The 15293-nt window shown below is 59.3% G+C and carries 15 protein-coding genes and 2 pseudogenes; 1 reads left to right on the top strand and 16 read right to left on the bottom strand.

Annotated features, from left to right (window positions below):
• Positions 1 to 13: 13 nt before the first annotated feature.
• The 10 genes from ACW4YW_RS00085 to ACW4YW_RS00040 form a co-directional block, all read right to left on the bottom strand.
• On the bottom strand, positions 14 to 796 hold the full coding sequence (locus ACW4YW_RS00085; RefSeq protein WP_457135687.1) for an ABC transporter permease: 783 nt from the start codon (positions 794 to 796) through the stop codon (positions 14 to 16).
• Positions 793 to 1611 (bottom strand): ABC transporter permease, encoded by an 819-nt coding sequence (locus ACW4YW_RS00080; RefSeq protein WP_457135686.1) that lies wholly within the window; start codon positions 1609 to 1611, stop codon positions 793 to 795. The genes ACW4YW_RS00085 and ACW4YW_RS00080 overlap by 4 nt, the downstream gene beginning before the upstream one ends.
• A 147-nt stretch (positions 1612 to 1758) precedes the next feature.
• Positions 1759 to 2166, bottom strand: coding sequence for an ExbD/TolR family protein (locus ACW4YW_RS00075; RefSeq protein ID WP_457135685.1), 408 nt, complete (start codon positions 2164 to 2166; stop codon positions 1759 to 1761).
• Complete coding sequence (locus ACW4YW_RS00070; RefSeq protein ID WP_457135684.1) at positions 2166 to 2900, bottom strand: MotA/TolQ/ExbB proton channel family protein; 735 nt, start codon at positions 2898 to 2900, stop codon at positions 2166 to 2168. Before ACW4YW_RS00070 ends, ACW4YW_RS00075 begins: the two co-directional genes overlap by 1 nt.
• A gap of 37 nt (positions 2901 to 2937) precedes the next feature.
• Positions 2938 to 3771 carry an energy transducer TonB gene (locus ACW4YW_RS00065; protein ID WP_457135683.1) on the bottom strand — a complete coding sequence of 278 codons (834 nt, stop codon included), beginning with the start codon at positions 3769 to 3771 and terminating at the stop codon, positions 2938 to 2940.
• A 34-nt stretch (positions 3772 to 3805) separates the two neighbouring features.
• Positions 3806 to 4645 (bottom strand): ABC transporter ATP-binding protein, encoded by an 840-nt coding sequence (locus ACW4YW_RS00060; protein WP_457135682.1) that lies wholly within the window; start codon positions 4643 to 4645, stop codon positions 3806 to 3808.
• Positions 4646 to 5059: 414 nt separating this feature from the next.
• Positions 5060 to 6106, bottom strand: a complete 1047-nt coding sequence (locus ACW4YW_RS00055; protein ID WP_457135681.1) for an ABC transporter substrate-binding protein — start codon at positions 6104 to 6106, stop codon at positions 5060 to 5062.
• Positions 6103 to 7197, bottom strand: a complete 1095-nt coding sequence (locus ACW4YW_RS00050; RefSeq protein ID WP_457135680.1) for an ABC transporter substrate-binding protein — start codon at positions 7195 to 7197, stop codon at positions 6103 to 6105. Before ACW4YW_RS00050 ends, ACW4YW_RS00055 begins: the two co-directional genes overlap by 4 nt.
• A gap of 462 nt (positions 7198 to 7659) precedes the next feature.
• Positions 7660 to 8718 carry an ABC transporter substrate-binding protein gene (locus ACW4YW_RS00045; protein ID WP_457135679.1) on the bottom strand — a complete coding sequence of 353 codons (1059 nt, stop codon included), beginning with the start codon at positions 8716 to 8718 and terminating at the stop codon, positions 7660 to 7662.
• Positions 8719 to 8732: 14 nt separating this feature from the next.
• Positions 8733 to 9461 (bottom strand): class II aldolase/adducin family protein, encoded by a 729-nt coding sequence (locus ACW4YW_RS00040; RefSeq protein ID WP_457136479.1) that lies wholly within the window; start codon positions 9459 to 9461, stop codon positions 8733 to 8735.
• Positions 9462 to 9815: 354 nt separating this feature from the next.
• Between ACW4YW_RS00040 and ACW4YW_RS00035 the strand changes: the two genes are divergently transcribed.
• Positions 9816 to 10976, top strand: a complete 1161-nt coding sequence (locus ACW4YW_RS00035) for a sigma-54 interaction domain-containing protein (RefSeq protein ID WP_457135678.1) — start codon at positions 9816 to 9818, stop codon at positions 10974 to 10976.
• A gap of 53 nt (positions 10977 to 11029) precedes the next feature.
• On the opposite strand, the pseudogene ACW4YW_RS00030 reads toward ACW4YW_RS00035, so the two are convergent.
• From ACW4YW_RS00030 to ACW4YW_RS00005, 6 genes and pseudogenes are all read right to left on the bottom strand, one after another.
• Positions 11030 to 11290 (bottom strand): annotated as a pseudogene (locus tag ACW4YW_RS00030) (DUF5610 domain-containing protein); the annotation flags it as partial.
• A 303-nt stretch (positions 11291 to 11593) separates the two neighbouring features.
• A complete protein-coding gene (locus ACW4YW_RS00025; protein ID WP_457135677.1) occupies positions 11594 to 11728 on the bottom strand; it encodes a DUF2274 domain-containing protein in 135 nt (44 codons plus the stop codon).
• Positions 11729 to 11831: 103 nt separating this feature from the next.
• Entirely contained in the window at positions 11832 to 13112 is a 1281-nt protein-coding gene (locus ACW4YW_RS00020; protein WP_457135676.1) for a TrbI/VirB10 family protein, read from the bottom strand.
• A gap of 2 nt (positions 13113 to 13114) precedes the next feature.
• A complete protein-coding gene (trbG, locus tag ACW4YW_RS00015) occupies positions 13115 to 14107 on the bottom strand; it encodes a P-type conjugative transfer protein TrbG (RefSeq protein ID WP_457135675.1) in 993 nt (330 codons plus the stop codon).
• Positions 14104 to 14808 (bottom strand): conjugal transfer protein TrbF, encoded by a 705-nt coding sequence (gene trbF, locus ACW4YW_RS00010; protein WP_457135674.1) that lies wholly within the window; start codon positions 14806 to 14808, stop codon positions 14104 to 14106. Before trbF ends, trbG begins: the two co-directional genes overlap by 4 nt.
• Positions 14809 to 14832: 24 nt before the next feature.
• Positions 14833 to 15293: pseudogene (locus tag ACW4YW_RS00005) on the bottom strand (hypothetical protein); the annotation flags it as partial.

Genomic DNA, 15293 nt, shown 5'->3' with positions numbered 1-15293 from the left:
TTTGGGATATAGACTAGCGCAGATTACGCCAGCGGAACAAGTAGCGGCCCACGCGCTGGATGACCAGGTTCATCAGGTAGCCCAGCAAACCGATCAAGGCGGTGAGGATAATGAGGATATCCATGCGTGACGCGGCCTGCGCATTCATCATGATATTGCCCAGTCCAGCACCGGCGCTGAACAGAATCTCGCTGCCGATAGTCGCCAGCCAGGCAAACGCCAAGGCGAACGAAACACCGGTAAAGATGCTGGGCAATGCCGCGGGCAGGAGTATCTTGAAGAAGGTCTTGCGACGACCCAGCTTGTAGACATCCCCGACTTCCTTGTACTTGTCCTCCACCTGGTGCAGGCTTTCGTAAGTCGCCAGCACCATGGGATAAAACGCCGACAGGCACACCACCACCAGCTTGGACGGGTCGCCATTGCCCAGCCAGAGGCTGAACAGGGGCACCAGCCCCATCAGCGGCACCTGTCGCAACATATGGTAGAGCGGCCCGATCAATACATCCGCCACACGCCATAAGGCCATCACCGCACCGACCCCGAAGCCGATCGAACCGCCGATGAGCAGCCCAAGGAAAGCGCGCTGGAGGCTGGCAGCGATGCCTTGCTGCAGCTCGCCTGTCGAGATGATCTCCAGCAAGCCGTGGTAAATCTGCGAGATAGAGGCGAATGCATAGGCATGTTCCGCGCTCTGGCGCGACATTACTTCCCACACAAGCAGCAGCGCAAGCGGGATCAGCCAGCCGCGGCCGCTTTGCAAAATACGGTATCTGGATAAAGTCTGCGTTGTCATTTTGCTTCAACCTTGCGCCAGGGAATCAGATTGGCCTCGCCCCACTTGAACAGACGGTCGATGCCGAAACCGATGAGTCCGGTCAGCACCACGCCGACCATCACGATATCAATGCGAAAAATCTCGCGCCCCATCTGCATCATATGGCCTAGCCCGCTGTCGGCGGCAAGCAGCTCCGCCGCTACCAGGATGGTCCATGACCGTGCAAAGGCAATGCGGAAGCCCGTCAGGATGGGCGGCAGGATCGCGGGGATCACCATCTTGGTGTACAGGGTGCGGTTCGGCAGCCGGTATGCCTGCGCCACCTCGAAATAATGCTTGGGTATGCCCTTGGTGGCCTCGTATGACGACAGCGCCACGGTAAAGAAAGCGGCCTTGACCACGATGGCGATCTTGAACACCTCCCCGATGCCGAACAGCAGGATGAAGATCGGGATCAAGGCGATGGTCGGCACTTGGCGCAATGCCTGGAACAACGGCGAGAAAAAGTCCTCCACCGTGCGTGACAATGCCATCAGGATGCCGAACAGCAGGCCGGAACCCGCGCCGATCAGGAAGCCCATCCCTAAACGAGACAAACTGACTGACAAATGCGCCCACAATTCGCCCGAATCCAGCAGCTCATGCAGGCTGGCGAGCACTTCCGACGGCGAAACCAGTAATTGCGGAGAGAAAATCTCCAGCTTGGTGACCCATGCCCACAGCAAGAGAAACGCAATCGGGGAGATAAACGCCGCCAGGCGCAACCTGCTGCGACGGCGAAACACCGGGTCGGCCTGGTTGATGCCAAGTGCGACCCTGATACCTATGCTCATAAATATAGCTCTTTCCCGCTAGATGATAGAAGCCGCTAGAGCGGCTAACAGAACTCAGCGCAACCCTCTCCCCTAGCGAGGCGCTCTGCCGAGTACAAGTAGTAGGGCTCGGCAGAGCAGCAATGCCAGGAGGGTTTATAACCGCCCTTATTCCGCCTGGGTCAGCACGGCCAGCTTGGTAATGCCGGCGCGTTCAATGGAAGCCATGACCTTGGCCACCACGCCGTAATTCACGGCTTCGTCGGAACTCAAGTGCAATGCCAGGTCGGGATTGGCCGCATGGCGCGATTTCAATTCCGACTCCAGTTGCGTCACCGGTACCTCTTGCTTGTCCACGAACACCTTGCCTTGCGCATCCACGCTCACCGTCACCGGCTTTTTCGGCTCGGGCGGCTGCGTGGCCGCCGTCTTGGGCAGGTTCACCGTGATGGCGTTATTGAGTACCGGGATGGTGACGATGAACGCCACCAGGAGCACCAGCATCACGTCCACTAGGGGCGTAATGTTGATCTCGCTCAATACGTCATCTGATTCGCTAGTTGTCGAGAAAGCCATTATGCAACCGCCTCATTTTTCAGGTTGACCACGGAAGAAGAAGTCTCTTGCTTGGTTGAACCAAGCTCGACAGGCTTGCTGCCGGCAAAGTTGGCCTTGCGGGAAAGGCGGATCAGGTCGGCGGCAAAATCATCGAGGTCGCCGTTGATCAGCTTGAGCCGGCGGGTGAAGAAGTTGAATGCCAGCACCGCAGGCACCGCAACCGCAATACCGAGGCCAGTCGCCACCAAGGCTTCGCCGATCGGGCCGGCGACGACTTCCAGGCTGGCGGAGCCCAGCGCGCCGATATTGGTCAGCGCGTTCATGATGCCCCATACCGTGCCGAACAGGCCGACAAACGGCGAGGTGCTGCCGATACTGGCCAATACGGCAAGGCCGCTGTCCAGGCTGCGACGTTCCTTGAGAATTTGCTGGCGCAGGGAGCGCTCAAGCAGGTCCTGGCGGTCGCCGGTATGCTCGAGGTCATGCGAGGCATGGCCGTCCACGTCGCGCAAGGTGTTGAAGCCCGCCTGCGCCACGCGTGCCGCGGGACCGTCGACATCCTGGATCTCGGAGGCGGCAATGATATTGGGAGCGCTCCAGAACGCCTGCTTGTAACGCTTGGTCTGGCTGGCTGCGCGCCAATGCTGGTAGCCCTTGACCAACAGCAAGGTCCAGGTCACCACGGAAAATGCAATCAGCGCATAGAGCACGCCGTCGACAATTAATGAATTGGATTCTGAAATATCAAACATCTTTAATGTTCCTTCAAATATTTACGTCAAATAAGGTTTATGAAGCCAGCTTGAATTCAATCGGCACGGTAGCCCAGCCATCGATCGGGGTATTGCCGCGCTTAGACGGCGCAAACTCCCAGCCTTTCACCGCCTCTATCGCAGCCTCGTCCAATGTCTTGCGGCCGCTGGATTTCTTGATTTCCACGCCCTGGACCTTGCCGCTGGCCAATACCCGCACCCGCAATACCACCGTGCCTTGCCAGCCTTGACGTTGCGCGAAGGATGGATACTTCGGCGCAGGGTTGTTCAAGTAGCCTGCATAGCCCATAGCCTCGGTCACCGGCTCTTCCTTCACTGGCTCGGGCGGTGGTGGGGGCGCGGGCGGCGCTGCCTCTACCGGCGCGGTGGTTCTTTCCGCCGTGGTGTTTTCCTGCACCACGATGTCGTCCGGCTTGATGTCGGGCTCGGCCTCCGGCGTCTTCAACGCCGGTTGCGGCTTGGGCTGTGGCGGCGGCTGCTTCACCACCTTCTTGGGCGGTGGTGGAGGTGGCGGCGGTGGCGGCTTCACCTCGGGCGGCGGCTCGATCACCGGCTTGATGATCTCGATTTCCACCGGCCGCGGCTTGGGCACGATCGGCGCATGATCCGCATTGATATAGAAATAAGCCCCGACCACATGCACGGCAATCACCACCAGGCCCAGGGCCAGGTAATTCCTGCCGCCGCCCGGGACGGCCGCTTCTTCCTGAAATTCTTTCTGGCGCAAGGCAAACGCCTGGTCCAGCCGCTTGCCTGCCTCGGCAACGCGCTTCGCCAGCTCATCCCTTTTCGGCAGGATGTCGCCACTCTCAAGCAACCTGCCAGCAGGCCTCAAGGCAGATGTAGACACGTATATCCTCCTTTGTATGTTCCGTTGCGGCGTGCTAGACGAAATCCGTCAGCACGTCATCCTTGATACGCTGGAATTCCAGCGTGGAACGCACGCGCGGACGCGGCAGGTCGACGGGGACGATGCGCTTGATGCAGCCTGGGTGGGATTGCATCACCACTACGCGGTCCCCCAAAAACACAGCCTCCTCCACATCATGGGTCACCAGGATGGTGGTCAAACCCTCCTGCTCCCATAAGCGTTGCAGTTCCTGTTGCAGTTTCAATCTGGTCAAAGCGTCCAGTGCGGCAAATGGCTCGTCCAACAGCAGCAATTGCGGACGCAATACCAACGCCCTGGCAATCGCCACGCGTTGCGACATCCCGCCGGAAATCTGGTGGGGATAGGCTTTTTCAAAACCCGACAATCCCACCAGGTCGATCTGCGCCTGCACGCGGCGCTTGCGCTCGGCCTTGGTGGTCTCGGTGGCGGCAAAAGCCAGCTCGATATTGGCCTCCACCGTCAACCAGGGAAACAAGCGGTGTTCCTGGAACACGATCCCGCGATCGAGGTCGGTACCCTGGATGCGCTTGCCCTGGTATACGATGTCTCCGCCATAGTAGGTATCGAGCCCGGCGATCAGCTTCAGCAAAGTCGATTTGCCGCAACCACTGGCGCCCACGATCGAAATGAACTCGCCTGCGCGAATGTCCAGGTTGATGTCGGACAGCACCTGCAGGCGCTCCCCCGAAAGCTGGAAGGCTTTTTCGACACGCTCTATCGTTAAGGCGACTGGCCTCAGGTTTAATTGCTGCTTTGCGTTTTGCTCGTTTTGCAGTTCATCATGCAGTGCCTGTTCCCGTTTAAAACTCAGCACTGTATTCAATGCACTCATTCTTGCTTCTTTCTGCCGCCTGGGCTTTTGGGTGCCCTGCGGCACATCACTCCAAATAACTTTTTCTAATATCTCTTAATAAAAACATATAAAGAGAATTAAAAATACAATTTGGTTATATATAAGCAATCCCCGTGCCAAATCCTTGGGAAAATCGACTTGTTATTAAAATTCATTGGCTTGGAAAAATCCGGAACAGTCACCAGCGACCAAACTGTTGCCTTAGAAGCAAAAAATACAATCTAAGTGTTGCTATAAAAACAGGACCTACTGGTGGAAATGAAACAGCAGCGTAAAAGTAGCGCTGCTGTTATAAGTTGCAATCCAGAGCAATTAACGAATTATCCAGGCGTCGTACCCTGCCTTTGCCTTACGACTACCTCCGACAGAGCCATATAGCCTGGATCGCGGCCCTTAGTGTGGAGCCCAGAAACCTTCGAGCTTGAGCTCCCGCAATGCCGTGGTGACAAATCGCGGATTCAGCATCTGCTGGACGTCCGCTTGCGTTCGCGTCAACCCTGATGCCTGCGCATAGGCCACCGCCTTACGGTAATGCTCCTGCAAGGCTGCATCGTAGAGCGGCGACCAACGCTGGCGCCAGCTGACGTTGTCCTGGTCGTATTCTCTGCGGTTCACGCTTTCGGGATAGATCTTGTTGGAATATTCCCGGATGTAGGTTTCTTTGTTTTCATCCTGCGCCACCCAGTGCACGCTTTTCAGGTAGGCAGTGACGATGGCCTGGGTCACCTCGGGGTTCTGCTTCACAAAATCATTGCGCGCCCATACCCCGCCCATCAGCTTCCAATCGACCGGCGCGGTCTTGGTGGACCAGATGATTTTGCCTACTCCCCTATCCTCCAGGATATAGGAATCGAACAGGCTGAAAAAACCATCGACAGTGCCGCTCGCCAAGGCGGCAGCGCCGACTTGCGGGTTGACATTGACGATCTTGAAGTCCTTGAACGTCAGACCTTCGCTCTGCAACAGGTTGGAAAAAGCCAGCTCCCACGGGCGGCCACGGTGCAAGGCGATCTTTTTGCCCTTCAGGTCCTTGATGCTCTTGGCTGTAGAGTTCTTGGGCACAACCAAATAGGAATTGGAAGTCGTGCCCCAAGGTGCCACCAGCTGCACGGTGGGCTTGCTGGCATTGAGGATGATGGGCGGCAAATCGCCGTAGATGCCGAAATCGATCTTGCCGCTGGCAAAGCCTTCGTTGATCACGGGGCCGACCGATGCCATCGCCGCAGGCACCCATTCCACCTTGATGCCCTGCTTGCGCAACTCTTCCGGGAAAGCACCATTGACGACAAGAGAAGCACTACCGGTATACACCGTCTTGCCGCCGACGTTGGTTGCCACCGAGGCGATACGGACCACCTTGAGGTCTTCGGTATGGGCAGTAGGAAAATAGCCCAGGAACCCTGCCAGCAATAAGGCAGGCAATACAGTCAACTTCATCATTTCCCCTTACCCATTGCTGGACTAAGCTGAGCCTGCTTGATCTGCTGGCTTTGCCAGTAATGCTCAAGGTTTAGCTCCTTGAGCGCATGCTCGACGAATTGCGGGTTAAGCAATTGATCCAGCTTGACCTCGTTGCGCACCAAGCCTGATTGCTTGGCGTAACTCGCTACACGGCGGTAATGCGTCTTCAGGGCGTCATCATATAGCGGGGACCAACGGTCCTTCCAGGCGACGATGTCATTGTCGTAATCCTTGCGCACCACATCTTCCGGCAAGGCATTGGTGGCATATTCCTTGATGTACTTGTCCTTGTTCGCATCCTGCGAAGTCCAGTAATTGGTCTTCACATAGGCCGTCACGATGGTCTGGGTAAGCTCGGGATATTTCTTAATAAAATCGTTGCTGGCCCATAGCCCGCCCATCAGTTTCCAGTCTGGCGGCGAGTTCTTGGTGGACCAGATGATGCGCCCGACCTTGCGCTGCTCCAGGATATGCGCATCGTTGAGGCCGAAGAAGCCGTCCACCGTGCCGCTAGCCAATGCAGCTGCACCGACTTGGGGATTCACGTTGACGATCTTGAAATCCTTGAAACTGAGGCCCTTGGACTCAATCAGGTTGGCAAACGCGATTTCCCAGGGGCGGCCGCGGTGCAAGGCAATCTTTTTGCCTTTCAGGTCCTCAATGGTACTGGCCTTGGATTTTGCCGGCACCACGAGATAGGAATTACCGCTGCGTCCCCAGGGCGCTACCAATTGCACAGTGGGCCTGGAGGCATTCAGGATCACCGGAGGCAAGTCGCCATAAGAGGCGAAATCGATTTTACCGCTGGCAAAGCCTTCGTTGATGATCGGGCCAACAGCGGAATGGGAGGCAGGCACCCATTCGATTTTCACGCCTTTTTTCGCGAGCGTCTCTTCCAGCCCGCCTTCGGTCAGCACTGCGGCGCCGTTGAGGTAAGTGGTCTTGCCCGCAATATTGTATACCACTGCGGCAATCCGCACGACCTTGGGTGTTTCCTCGGCAAAGCCAACAGAAGCCGGCAATGCCATCATGGCGGCCAGCGCCAGATGATAAATTTTTCTATGCAACATTTAAATCACTCCAAAACATGTCAGTCCTGCTTCAAAATCCAGTGCCGGGTATTCGAAGCTCACGAGCATTCAATGAAAAAACAGTGCGCTCGCCCGTTGTCGGGTAAAACACACCGATTAAGAGCCTGTTCCATGTCTTTTTATAGGGTGCGTTGTTCCTCCAGTGCTGTCGATGCAAGGCGCAAACCGCAGACGTGCTCATTGCCCGGCGAGGATTTGCAACGTAGCAGCGGCTGCACTGGAGGGCAACCCAAAGGGCATAGCATCAAAACGCGGCTGCTCTACGTTGCAGTCCTTGGCGAGGCAATGAGCATCACCTGCGGCCTGCGCCTTGATCAGCCGCGTTTTGATGCTATGCGCACCCTATGAAAAGACATGGAACAGGCTCTCAGGAGACAGTCTTGAAAATCATTACTGTTGCTCACAACCTTGTTACTCAAAATTAATGATGTCGTGCCAAGATCAGGCGACCTTTGCTTCTAACTGCTTCTTGGCTTCCTGCAACGGACGTTGATCTACCCATGCGTCAAAATCGAAATCGCGGTCTAGCAGGCCATGAATCCACATGAAACTCTTCTGTTTGCGGAATAGCTCGAGACGATCGGGTGACAATGTCGGCTCAAGATGCAGGTGGAAATCGTTGCGGTATGCCGTCGCCACGCTCTCGGCGCCGGCAAAGGTCTCGTCCTGCAGAATGCTGCGCACGCCTTCCAGGTTGTGCTTGGCCCAATCAGCCGCACGCAGCGTCTGGTAAAGGAAGCGGACCACCAGGTCGAAATGGTTCTCCAGCAAATCCTCATGCACCGTGATGGGCCGCGGCGTGCCATTGTTCACCCGCACGCTCTTGTCGGGATAGCTGTCGAGGTCAATCCCGACCACAAGCCCTAAGCGCTTGGCTGCCTCGACGGCGGAAGCGCCCTTGACGTAGACCGCATCGACATTCCCTGCAACCAGTTCGTCCAGCCCTGCCCACAGACTCCCCACCACCTCCCGGCTGCGCCTGCCATCTCCACGGCCTGCCCCGGCTGCGGCCACTTCGACGAGCTCGACGTCATCCAGCGTCAAGCCTGCGATGCCGAGCGCGCCTTTGTATCCATGCAGGCTCATGCCGCGCGCGATGCTGCTGCCGCGCACGTGGTCCTTGATCGGGTGATCGACGAAGGCAGGCAATGCCAGGCGTTTGCCTTTGAGCTGGTGCGGCTCGGTAATTCCGGAATCCGGCCTCACCAGGATCGCCTGCCACTCGTCTATCCATGTTAGCCCGATCAGGCGCGTAGGCGCATATTGCGCACGGGCGGCGATCGCCAGCAAATTGCCTCCCTCACGGATGAGGGTAGGCAACTGGTGGTCATAGTGATGCCGGTTGTACTCGCGCGGGCCGTCCTGCAGAGTGGAGACTGTAATGCCATCCTTTGCAAATTCCTCATCCAGCCAGCCCAGCTTATAGGCAATGCCGGTCGCGGTCGGTACCGGACAACGGGTAAACCAGATCTGGTCTACACTATTTATTAGCTCGCTCATTGCCGACCCCTCGATTAACCCAGGTCAGTAGCTGGCAGCAGGTTCAAGCCCTTGGCCTGGTCGTAAATCTTGGCCATCCTCCATTGCTGCGCCAATACGCCAGGACCGTAATCGCGGGATCCGCCGATCGCGTCTGCCAAGGTCTGGATTTGTGCGCCTTCTTCAAGAATGAGGATGAATTCGGCGGTCTTGCGCAAACCCTGCTTGCCCCAGACGGTAGAGCCGCCATTGGCCTCCAGGATTGCCGTGTTGTGCGGATTGAGCTTGATCTGGTCCAGGATAAAATCCACTTCCTGCTGGCGGCGGTCGATATATATAGGAATTTCACGAATCAGGTTATAACGCTGCACCGGAACATAACGAATTGGCAATGTACGGTGGGTTTGCGCCCAAGCGCCGAGATACGGGGAGTGCACATGTGAAATCGTCGTGATATCCGCATGCTCCTTAAAGAGCTTGGTGTAACGGGTCGAGCCGGCTCCGCTGCCCTTGCCCAGCACCACATTGCCCTCAAAATCCACGACAACCGCATGCAATCCGCGGCCATCCCAATTGAACGGGCCGGGATCGTTCACGATGACCAGCTTCTCCTCGCCGGGCACGCGCTCGACAAAGCCTACCGTCCCGTTTGCAGTAATGGTGCCGGTGTTGCGAAACGCGGCAAACGCGATCTTGGCATCAGCCAAGACCTGTGCAGCAAAAGCTTCTAGATCGTTTTCTGTCTCAATTGCGGTTATGGTCATCATTCACCTCTGTAGTCATCATGAAAGGCAGGCGGAGCTGCCGGGCATTTTGATAACTAAAGTGGCAAAACACATGCCAAGACCAATCCATCCTATAAAATTGCACAATACCCTATGTATTTCATACACATACATCCAATATAAAAAGTATTGGACTCCAACCCATCTGTTTCAAAATCAACAGTTGTTGCAATACAAACAGTGAATGCCATTGAATAATTGCTCAGGAAACAACAACCGTTTTCCAACAGCTTTTTATTCCAAAAAAGAATATAAATATAAAAATATAGTTTTAGACCAGCTAAAGGATTATGCGTATATTGTGGGAAGTTTCTACATAGAAAGTCCTAAGCAATGCATGCTGAACTATGGAATTATGAGCGGGCATTCGAAAGCGCTGATCACGTCATCACGCACCCCAATCCCAGCTCTGTCAGCTTATCCGTGCGCGCAAGCGCGCTGGTTTTCAGCGACCCCAGGTCCCAGGGGTTATTGAACCTGATTGAAAAAATTGCCGCCAGCAACGCCACCGCCCTGATCATTGGCGAAACCGGCACTGGCAAGGAGCTGATTGCCCGTCATATCCATGCGCTAAGCAATCGGCGCGACGGCCCTTTCCAGGCCATCAATTGCGGAGCTTTTTCAGAAACCCTGGTGGAAAGCGAATTATTCGGTTACGAACGCGGCGCCTTCACAGGCGCAACCAGCGCCAAGACCGGTTGGTTTGAGTCCGCGAATGGCGGCACCCTGTTCCTTGATGAAATAGGCGACCTGCCCCAATCAACCCAGGTCAAACTATTGCGGGTGCTGCAAGAGCGCGAAGTCGTGCGCCTGGGCTCCCGTAAATCCACACCGATCGACGTCCGCCTGATAGCCGCCACCAACGTGGACTTGGAAGAAGCCGTGCGCGCCGGGCGCTTCCGCGAAGATTTGTACTACCGCATCAAGGTGGTGCCTGTCGATTTGCCACCGTTGCGCGAGCGTCCGGGCGATATCCTGCCGCTGGTCGAGCATTTCCTGAATGTCTACAAGTCGCGCCTGCACACCGACATCCCCAAGCTCGCGGCAGAAACCATTCAGCAATTGCTTCATTATCCGTGGCCGGGAAATATCCGCGAGCTCGAGAATGTCATCCACCGCGCATTATTGATTTCAACCTCAGGCACCCTCTATCCCAAAGACTTGGGCTTGCCTCCGATTGGAACAGTACCGCTGGAAAAGCAAGAAGCAAAGCCTGTATTGACAACGTACGCAGGCAACAAGCTGGGCAGCGGAACGCCTCATGCTCACTATCCTGCGCAGCCCCTTACCACGCTAGAAACCTATCAACTGGAACGTGTCCTCGGCCAGTTTTTTGAATCGCCCCCGCCCAATCTCTTCGAGCTGGTCAACGCGGTTCTGGTGGAAAAGGCCTACGAGTTCAGCAACAAGAACCAGGTTCACACGGCCAAGTTGCTGGGCATTAGCCGCAATATCCTGCGGGCAAGGCTGAAGGAACTGAAGCTGATTGCTTGACGAACAAAATAAAAAACCACCCTTGGGGTGGTTTTTTATTGCCTTAAAGACTCTTACTCTTGAGGCCTGCTTGGCTGGTCGGTGCCGCCACGGATCGCAGAGAGTTTAGCCTCGAGAAAATCGTCATATCCCTTCTGTACCAGATCATATGTCTTGGCAATCCCTGCCGCAACGGCACTGCCCTCTCCCAGCACATTCAAGCCGCTAAGAATATCCTTAGCTTCGGCATAGCCTTTCTCGAACCCGCCCCGGATCAACGCCACAAAATCGCGTGCCACCGTTTCCGCATCCTTATCCGGATAACGCGCGGCATAGGCTTCAAAAAAGTTCTGGTGTCAAGTCCTTCGTGAAAATCACGCAGGACTTGAAACCGCATATGGGACAGTAGGTTAGCTCTTTTCTCGGCCACTTTGGCGAGGTGTGGCCTCATGGGCTAGGAGCCACATAGGAGCGTTGGGAGAGAAAGCCGCATCGCACTGTGTCGTGCTGGATTGCCGAGGGACGGCGGGCTTGTTTTGTCATCATAGCCCAGGCGGCTCTTGGTGGCATCCAGAATGAAAAACGCGCGGCCTTGGGCCGCGCATTTGATGGATGCTGCTGGGCAGTGTCCGCGGCCATCATGTCGGCTTGGACGGCACGCTTCGCGTCGTGGTGCCCTTCCTGAAGCCCCGATCCCCTGCCATGAACGCCTCCAGCATGTGCGGGATCAGTGTCGCCGCATCGACCGCCTCGCCATACGCCTGCGCGTGCATCGCGGCGTAGCGGTCGAGGTCGGCTTTCAGGCTGTCCGGCAGGCAAAGGTCAGCTTGACGTTCTCGGTCTTGGGCAGCGGCCCGAGCCGCAGTTTCTTCGTGCTCATTGCGAAGCCCCCCGGTTGAAGAACAGCGGCTGGTACGGCCGCAGCACCAGATCCCGGTTCACGATGACGCGAACCGGCAGGCCCGGCCTGATGGTCAGCGTCGGTTGGATGTCCATGTTGCGCCGGGTAATCTCCTGGCCGACCTGATTGATGCTGTCCTGGGCGCTGTCGCGCCCCGCGATGATGATGCGGTTGCCGTCCTGGCGGTTCTCCGGCGCGGCCAGCTCGGCACCGACACCCAGCAGCGTCGTCAGCACCGCGCCCGCGACGATGCGATCCCAGTGCCAGTCCACGTCATCTTCCAGGCCGGAGTAACCGGCCGGGTCGGTGCCGATGAGGTTGTCGAGCGTCAGCGAGGACGTGTCGGGCAGGATGACCCGGTTCCACACCACCTGCACGCGGCTCTGCCCGTGGCTGACCCGGCTGTTGTAGCGCCCGAGGATGCGCGATCCCTGCGGGATCAGCAGGAACTTGCCCGTGGCCGAGTCATAGACTGGCTCCGTCACCGTGGCGATCACGTCGCCCGGCAGGTCGGACTTGATGCCCGTCACCAGTGCGCCCGCGATCACTGTCCCGGCCATGACTTGATACGGCGAGGCCGGCAGCGCCAGATGGCCTGAATTGCGGGTTTCCGTAGAACCGCTTTGCAGGAACGCCTCGTTCTGGTCTTGCCGGCTCTGCGCAGCGGCTGGGGCGGCAAGCTGGGCCGCCACAGAGGCCGGCCCGGCGGCGAGCGGGTCGAAGGCCGCGAGTGCGCTGGCAGCACCAGGGGCACCCGGCGTCGCCTGCGCCACCGTGGCCGTGGGGGCGGCCTGGCCCTGGCCGCCCGAGCGGAAGAACACCGACGAAGCCGCTGCGGCTTCCGCCTCCTTGCGCAAGGCGTCGTTGGGATCGTGGCCGGGGGCCGCGTAAGCGGCCACGGCCGGCTGCTGCGAGGCGACGATGGCCGGGCCGAGGTCGCCCGGCAGCGGCGGCCCCAGCTCGGGCACCTTCGGCGGCAGCTTCGAGTAGTCGGACGGCAGGCCGTCCAGCCCTTCGGACTTCGAGACGCGATCGACGTTGTAAAGCTCGGTCTGCTCGCCCGCGCCGCGCCGGTGCGGTTGCAATGACCAGATCGTGGCCCCGAGCACGGCGACCGACAGGCCGCCGACGAGGACGGCCAGCGTGCGCCGGTTCAACCGGGTCACGGCACGCGGCTGGGCGCGAAGCGCCACCGCCTCGGGCGCGACCTTGCCTGCCTGCGGCGTGGCGAGGTCGGGGGTGTCGTCCTGGCTCATGGTCAGTTCCTCCGTGCCACGCCATCCGTGCGCTCGATCCGCACCACGTCGCCTTTGTCACCGCCCAGGCGCAGCTCTGCCGCGCCAAACAGGCGATCCACGATGTAGTACGGCGAGCGGAAGCGGTAGTTCACCAGTTGCCCGTCACCTTCCGGCCCGATCACGAACAGCGGCGGCAGGTCGCCTTGCGCGATGCCAGCGGGAAACTGGATATAGACCTTCGCGCCATCATCGAAGGCGCGCAGTGGCTTCCACGGCGGATTGCTGCCGCTGATCGCGTAGCGGAAGCGCAGGTTCTCCAGCGACAGGCCGCTATCGACCGGCGCGGCGGCGCTGGCCGCCTGCGCCTGGCGCTGCAAGGCCAGCATCCGGTCGCGCGGGTACTCCCAGGACACCGACGCCATCCACGTCTTGTCCGTGGAAGTCAGCTCCAGCAAGTACGTCCTGCGGCTGGTGGTGATGACCAGATTGGTTTTCAGGCCCGAGCGGATGGGCTTCACCAGCACGTTGACGCGTAGGTCGGCACCGCTGCCGCTGGACGTGTCACCCACGATCCAGCGCACCGTATCGCCGGCAGCCACCGTCACCAGTTCCTCGCCCGGCTGGAGCGACACCACGGTCACGCGGCCCACGGCCGCATAGACCTGATAGAGCGCGCCATCGGTGAACGGCCACACCTGAATCGCGTTGACGTAGCCCTCGCGCGTGGGCGCGACGCGGGCCTCGGCATTGGCCCGCGAAACGCGCACCTTCTCGTCGGCCGGCTCGGGCGTGGGCTTGGCGTCCTCGGCCTCGGGAACCGGCATCAACTGCGCCGGCATCGGCAGCACTTCGGGAACGGCCACGACTTCCACCGGCGCGGGCGGCTCCGGCAGCGGCTGGGCCTGCACCGGCTCATCGAGCGAGATGGTCGGCGGCGGCTTGCCCTGCGTGGCGCAGCCCGCCAGGGCAACAAGCATCAACGGCAAAGCGTAAAAGCGGAAAGACAGGTTCATGGTTTTGCTCCTTCGGAAGAATCCAGTTCACGGCTCCACGACAGGCCGTTGACGTAGATGCCCAGCGGGTTCTTGCGCAGGCGTTCTTCGGTGCGCGGCGGCTGGAGCACGATGGACACCACGGCCGTCCACCGCTCCAGGCCCGCCGCGGCGCCGTTGACGTAGCGGCGCTCCGTCCACCGCATCTGGAACGACGATTCGCTGGCGCGCACGACGCTGGTGATCTGCACCGTCACCGATTCCTTGCCGATGCGCGCAAACGGGTCGTTGACCCGCGCGTAGTCGTTGAGCACGGCCGCGCCCTTGTCGGTCGTGTAGTCATAGGCGTCCAGCCAGTTTTGGCGGACGACGATGGGGTCGATGGACAGCGAGCGCACCAGCGTCACGAAGTGCGCCAGGTGGTAGGCGGTCTGCGCATCGTTGGGCCGGTATGGCGTGGCGGCTTCGCCCACGGCGCGCACCTGGCCCGCGTTGTCCACCTCCACGACGTAGGGCGTGACGATGGACTGCGCCGAGCGCCACACCAGGCCGCCGGCCATCAGCAGCGCTAGCGTCAGGCAGCCGAAGGCCATCAGCCGCCAGTTCTTCGCCTGCACGCGCGACGAGCCGATACGGTCGTCCCACACCTGGCCGGCGGCTTGGTACGGCGTGGCAGGCTGCGGCGTGTCGGCGTAGCGCACCTGCGGTTTCTTGAATCGCATGGTCAGTTCTCCTTGTGAATCGCGTCAGTCGTCGGAGCCGCGCAGGCTCGGGCCTTGCCCTGAGCCGCCGCCATCGCCACCGCGCAGCGTGTGGGCGGTGGTGGTCGCGGCATGGGTGAGTTGCTGGCGGCGTTGCAGCCGCTTGGCCCAGGCAGGCTGCTCGGGGGGCTGTGCAGCGGCAGCGCCTGCGGGGGCTTCGCTGGTGGCGGCCTGGCCGGCTGACGCGCCGGCGTCGCCATTCCAGCCCGCGCGAAACGGCGCGACCATGCGCTGCCCGGCAGCGGAAGCGCGGGATGCGGCAGCGCGTCCGGCAGACTGCGCGCCGGTCTTGGCGACGTTGCCCAAGCCCGCCATCGCACCTTTGGCACCGCCGCCTGCTGCGGCGGAACCGGCCTGGAACGCCGACTTCGCGCTGCCGCATCCCGCGCTTCCGCTGCCGGGCAGCGCATGGTCGCGCCGTTTCGCGCCGGCGTCGCCATTCCAGC

It is taken from the genome of Methylobacillus pratensis (assembly GCF_054072455.1).
Note: the sequence above shows the minus strand (reverse complement) of the source record. Positions and strands in the feature narration are given on the sequence as shown.